The sequence below is a fragment of the Roseiarcus sp. genome (assembly GCF_052145395.1).
Lineage (GTDB): Bacteria > Pseudomonadota > Alphaproteobacteria > Rhizobiales > Beijerinckiaceae > Roseiarcus.
In genome coordinates this window covers 1-2,562 of the sequence record NZ_JBKQOT010000491.1, presented here as the reverse complement: position 1 = coordinate 2,562, position 2,562 = coordinate 1, and the positions used below count along the sequence as shown (strand labels likewise).

Below are 2,562 nucleotides of genomic sequence, written 5' to 3'. Positions count from 1 at the left end.
TGCGCGTGGCGTCGCGCAGAGACGAGTGAGCGGCCCGCACACGGCGGAGGAGGAAACATTCGTGAATGCGGCGCAGCAAGAACTTGTCCGGACGACCCTCGCCAGGCTGGCGGTGATGCCGGAGGTGGCCGGGGCGTTGTTCTACGAGCGGCTATTCGCCGCCAACCCGAGTTTCCGGCCGCTGTTCAAGAACGACATGCGCATTCAGGGCATCAAGCTGATGACCATGCTCGCCATGGTCGTCTACAATTTGCATGAGCCGGGTCAGGTTCTGCCTGCGATCCGTGATCTCAGCGTCCGTCATGTCGGGTACGGCGTCAAGCTCGCCGACTACGACGCCCTGCGGGAAGCGCTTCTCTGGGCCCTCGAACAAGTGCTTGGGGAAGACTTCACGCCCGCCGTCCGGGAGGCGTGGACAGTCTGCTACGATGAACTGGCTGGCGAGATGAAGGCCGCGGCCGGCCTGTGACGACAACCCTCCTCAGTTTCGCGACGAATGAGACTTGCGCGGCGCTTCGCCGGACTGGGAAGTTGCGCGGAACCGGCCTCCCACGGCGAGCGCGCTACCAGTCGGCTATCATTGGCCATTTGCGTGACGGCAGTGCGTCTCCATGCTTAATCCAGTTCACTGGGCCCGCGGAACAAATCCAGCCGCGCCGGTGTTCATCGCTCGGTCAAACCAGACACGCATAGTGATGCCGTCCTGAATCTGGAGGATGGCGTCTTCAGGCAGGCTCGAAACCCGAAAGGTCTCTTGGATGCGGCGAGGCGCGGTCGCATCGCACGATCCCCCCCACTCAACCTCGCCGCGAATTCACTCCGTTTACTTCCTCTGGCGAAACCGCGCTGTAATCGACACCAAGGTATCGGCGATACCATTGTGCAATGGCCGTGTGACCAGCTTGCCGCTATCTTTCGCGCGTGTAGTCGCGAAAGCCGCCAGGTCTAGAGGAACTAACCATGGTCAGTGCCGCGATACAAAACTGCATCCGTCAGGTTCAAGGCAACGAGTCGATTGCGTCTGGCGCGACCAGAGCTACGAATGTGCGGTGGGGGCCAGTCGAAGATGGCAGCGCCCCAAGATCCTGAGCCGCCACACCGCTCGAACGATTTGCACGAGAACCCCATGACCGCACAGAGAAACACTGCTCCCCGCGACATAATTTTGACGCTGCCGAGATCCGCGGACGCCCTGCAGAGGCGTTTTGATCGCGTGCGGACGATTTCGGTCGCGCTCGTAGCCGGGCTATCCGACGCAGATGTCAGCGGCCAATCGATGCCCGATGCCTCACCGAGCAAATGGCACCTGGCGCACACGACCTGGTTCTTCGAGACGTTTGTGTTGCGAGACTTCGTCCGGGGTTACTGTCCCTTCAATCCTGCGTTCGCCTTCCTCTACAACAGCTATTACGAATCTGAAGGGGACCGCATCGCAAGGCCATCCCGCGGGATGCTCACCCGTCCATCGCTTGACGAGGTGCTTGCGTATCGTCGGCATGTCGACATTGCGATGATGCGGGCGCTTGACGATCTGCCGGCGTCGGCGCGGCGACTCGTCGTGCTGGGGTGCAATCACGAGGAGCAGCATCAGGAGTTGCTTCTCACGGACCTCCTTCACCTGTTCGCCCAGAACCCCCTGCTTCCGCGAGCCTACGCGCAAGGCAACGTTCGTATCGGCGCTGAAGCTGATGCGCTGCGCTGGGTCGAGGGGCGCCAAGGCCCAGTCGATATGGGGCACGACGGCCGAGACTTCGCTTTTGACTGCGAGGGGCCGCGCCACACCGTCTGGCTGGCGCCGCACGCGCTCGCGGATCGCCTGGTTACCAACGGCGAATGGCGGGCCTTCATCGACGACCGAGGTTACGACACTGCCAGCCTGTGGCTGTCGGACGGCTGGGCATGGGTGCGACAGAACGGGATCGAAGCGCCTTTGTACTGGCGTCGCGATGATAGCGGCGACTGGTCCAGGCATTTCGGACTCGGCGGACTCGCGGCGATGGATCCTGCCAGCCCGGTGCAACATGACAGTTACTACGAGGCCGACGCCTTCTCGAGATGGGCGGGCGCCCGCTTGCCGACCGAAGCCGAGTGGGAAAGCGCCGCCGAAGGCCTGAACGCCGAACAGGGAACCTTTCTCGATAATCCTGGCGCCGTGCGCCCCGTGCCCGCGCCTGCCGAGGACGGAATTCGCCAACTGTTCGGCGACCTGTGGGAGTGGACGGCGTCCGCCTACCTTCCGTATCCCGGTTTTCGCCCGGCGGCGGGCGCAGTTGGTGAGTACAACGGAAAATTCATGTCGGGTCAGTTCGTGCTGAGAGGCGGGAGCTGCGCAACTCCGCGAGGGCACGTGCGGGCAAGTTATCGCAATTTCTTCTATCCGCACCAACGCTGGCAGTTTACCGGCGTCCGCCTCGCCAAGGATATCTAGCCATGCTCCGTACAGACGATCAGTCTATGCTTTGTACAGACCATCGTCCGTCGTTCGTGGCCGATCACGCTTTTCGACGCGACGTCCTGAACGGCTTGGCGGCTCGTCCGAGGATGATTCCGCCGCGTTGGTTT

Annotated in this window: 2 protein-coding genes; both read left to right on the top strand. The window is 62.4% G+C overall.

The genetic code is table 11. The features are described from left to right. On the top strand, positions 1 to 469 hold a 469-nt coding region (locus tag ACLP25_RS16760; protein ID WP_442470319.1), incomplete at its 5' end, for a globin domain-containing protein. Between the two features lie 696 nt (positions 470 to 1,165). Beyond that, positions 1,166 to 2,428, top strand: a complete 1,263-nt coding sequence (egtB, locus tag ACLP25_RS16755; protein WP_442470318.1) for an ergothioneine biosynthesis protein EgtB — start codon at positions 1,166 to 1,168, stop codon at positions 2,426 to 2,428. The last annotated feature ends 134 nt before the right edge of the window (positions 2,429 to 2,562 follow it).